This is a genomic window from Paenibacillus sp. 01T422 (genome assembly GCF_056398785.1).
Window position 1 is genome coordinate 1 of the sequence record NZ_JBFTQB010001034.1, and the last position, 3,073, is coordinate 3,073.

Below are 3,073 nucleotides of genomic sequence, written 5' to 3' on the forward strand. Positions count from 1 at the left end.
CGTTAAAGGCATTAGAATGCCTTGATCTGTCAACGTGTTCATAAGCTCTTTGCTCCGTTAAAGGCATTAGAATGCCTTGATCTGTCAACGTGTTCATAAGCTCTTTGCTCACTTGAAGAAGGTCGAATTTCTCACCGGAAGAAATGGCCGCCATCAGCTTCTGATTGTAATCGGAAGCTGGCTTTTCAGTCTTAACTTTGATGCCAGTTAGACGTTCAATTTCTTTCTCAAACAGGACGTTCTCCTCTGGTGTTTTACCGCCAACAACACCGGTCATTATTCGTAAAGAGCGATCTTCCTTCTTGCCTTCCGTCTTCGGCTGATCCGATGCTTTGGGAGCATCCGTTGCTGTATTGCTGTTAGATGTACAACCCGCTGCTAAACTTCCGACTAGCAGAACCGCCATCATCGAACTAACGACTTTCGCTTTCTTGGCTTTCATATTACGCCTCCGTTATTTGCATAGTGATAGAACTAGTCTTTACAAAATATTAATAAAGCGCTTTCATTATAGATGAGGAACCTTTTATTAAAGAATCTAATCCTTATAGGGGTCGAGTAGATTCACGTACAATGAGCTGCGCGTCTACAATAAATTGTTCCACTGTTGATGGATCTTTCATTTTTTGAATTAAGATACGTCCCGCTTCCGCTCCAAGTGTTTCTGCAGAAAGCTCAACAGAAGTCAATTTCGGCGTCATCTCTTCGGCTAGCCTCACGTCGTTGCTTAAAGCAACAATCGAAAGATCTCTTGGAACGTCTATTCCCAGCTCACGGGTGGCCCTCAGAATCCCAAGTGCAACTCTGTCTGTGTCGGAGACAACCGCTGTGAAAGGACCCTTTTGATGCATGTCCATCATAGACATATAGCCGTAATCCATTGGTGTTGCATGCTGCTTTCGGACAAAGTTCATAACTTGAACGTTAACAAAAGGAACTCCCTGCTCTTCATAAGCCTTCTTAAGCCCATTTACACGATCGTCTGAAACCGTCATATTTGCTGAAGAATTTAGGAATAAAATAGAGCGGTGGCCTTGCGTCAATAAGTAACTGCCAACCTCATAAGCAAGCTGTTCATTGTCATTATCTACGTAACTGATTGAACTTTCCAAGGGATCAGGTCTGCCTACCAACACTAAGGGAATTCTCATCTGCTCGAAACGCTCGATGCGTTGATCATGCTTACGTGGATTCAACATGATAACACCATCGACAGGATCGCTTGAAAATTGTGTAAGATCCTCATGCTCTGGAAGCGTATCAAGCAAGATGCGGTACCCATGCTTCGTACATTCCTTAATGACTCCATTCAGCGGCAACATCATCAATGGTAGCCATCTTTCCACCCCCTCTATGCGACTAAAAATGGCATTCACTTTCCATTCATTAAAGCGGTTTAATTAAACCGGTTTAACGCCCTTCATATTCCCTATTATAGATGATAAAAATCAAAATACAACCTGTTTTTTATTAATAATTCGTAAAATGAAGGAAAGCGGTTAACCTAATGATTCATAAGGCTTTACAGCATTTTAACAATTCGTGGTAAGCGCTTACTTTAACCTTCTTTCCTTAGAGGGAGAATTTCGTCTATATCGGTCATGAATCGACAATAAACAACATGAATTGCAGCCTTTATATTCAGCGAAATGAAACAGAAGTCTTACACATACAATGGTATTGGAAGTATCCAACATAATCGTTGTGGAGGGATTTCACCGTGAAAGCATTGCTGCGGCTTGAAGATATTGGACCTGGCGGAGATTACGAAAGAGCGGAAAGCCAATTGAAATTACGTGCCGTTGCGGATTATTTATATATGCAAAAAATCCCTTTTCATGTGGCCGTTATTCCTCGCTACATCAATCCGAATCTGCAATATGACTGCACCATCAGCAATCCGTTCGATACCATTTCCGTAAGATTCGTTGAAACATTACAAGCCTTAAGAACTCGAGGGGCTTCCCTAGGTATTCATGGGTATACCCATCAGTACGGGCAATCCATTAGCGGTGAAGGGTATGAATTCGCGTATCCGGACTGTCTCAAGGATTGCCCACCGGATGACCCGAAGTCTTCCCTTTCCGATAGCCTGCATATTCAGAGGTCCTATGCTTATGGCAGATTTCATATGGCCTTATCCGCTTTTCAAGCCGCCGGCTTGCGGCCCGATTGGTTTGAAACTCCACACTATGCGGCATCAGAGGTGCAGCGTACGATTTTGGAAACATGCTCATGGTTAATTTATGAAAACAATCCCCATGACCCAACCAATCGTCAGGTGACTTATCAAATTGCTGCTTCTATCGTTGGAAGAACCTACTACGTTCCTACACCTCTAGGCTATGTCAGCGGTGATGCCATAGAGCAAGATGTCACAAGGATTATGGATCAAGTGAATCACTACGATGCGAATGATTTGGCTTCCTTTTATTATCACCCTTTTCTGGAATTTCCGTATATTCACATTCGAAAACATGCCCCACCTTACTACGAGGAACGAACCCCTCTGAAGCGGATTGTGCACCACATGCTCTCCAAAGAGCGCCGGTTCGTAAACATCCAAGATTTAATTTATTCTTTTATGTCCACTCAATCCGTATAGATAGTTCCAAACTTTGGCATACTACACTTTGTTGTTTATCGAGCAAAGGAGGTGTCACCATGCCGAATCAAGATCAATCTAATCAAGCTTCCAAAGCCCAAGTGCAGACTACCGAACTAAATAAATTACCGGTTCCTGGTCAAGAGGATACAGAATTCTCTGCAGAGGAAGCGGCAGAAGTATTCAAATCAAATTCAACTTCCTCTTCCAATAGTCAGTCACAGGACTAAGGATAACGTTAGCATCAATAGGCTGCCCACAAGGTTGATTGACCTTGGGGCAGCCTATTTTTGTTGTGTGTTAAGGGGCTTCTCATTAGCAGGAGCAGTCGGTGTTAATTAAAAGCAAGCCATCTACCCTTTGCCGCTCCCTGTGGCGGCGTAACTTTTGGATGTTCCCGCTGGAATAGCTGGAAAATCTACCGTTAATCTCCCCTACTCAGTGGCAGGGGACGGATTAGCGGTAGAT

3 protein-coding genes and 1 pseudogene are annotated in these 3,073 nt (G+C 43.4%); 2 read left to right on the forward strand and 2 right to left on the reverse strand.

All coding sequences use genetic code 11. The features are described from left to right. Together AC1DUA_RS35120 and AC1DUA_RS35125 are read right to left on the reverse strand one after the other, a co-directional pair. Positions 1 to 442: pseudogene (locus AC1DUA_RS35120) on the reverse strand (hypothetical protein); the annotation flags it as partial. A gap of 103 nt (positions 443 to 545) precedes the next feature. After that, entirely contained in the window at positions 546 to 1,325 is a 780-nt protein-coding gene (locus AC1DUA_RS35125; RefSeq protein ID WP_477504144.1) for a LacI family DNA-binding transcriptional regulator, read from the reverse strand. Between the two features lie 395 nt (positions 1,326 to 1,720). Between AC1DUA_RS35125 and AC1DUA_RS35130 the strand changes: the two genes are divergently transcribed. Next, positions 1,721 to 2,605 (forward strand): DUF2334 domain-containing protein, encoded by an 885-nt coding sequence (locus AC1DUA_RS35130; protein WP_477504142.1) that lies wholly within the window; start codon positions 1,721 to 1,723, stop codon positions 2,603 to 2,605. Between the two features lie 59 nt (positions 2,606 to 2,664). Continuing rightward, complete coding sequence (locus tag AC1DUA_RS35135; protein ID WP_477504143.1) at positions 2,665 to 2,835, forward strand: hypothetical protein; 171 nt, start codon at positions 2,665 to 2,667, stop codon at positions 2,833 to 2,835. The last annotated feature ends 238 nt before the right edge of the window (positions 2,836 to 3,073 follow it).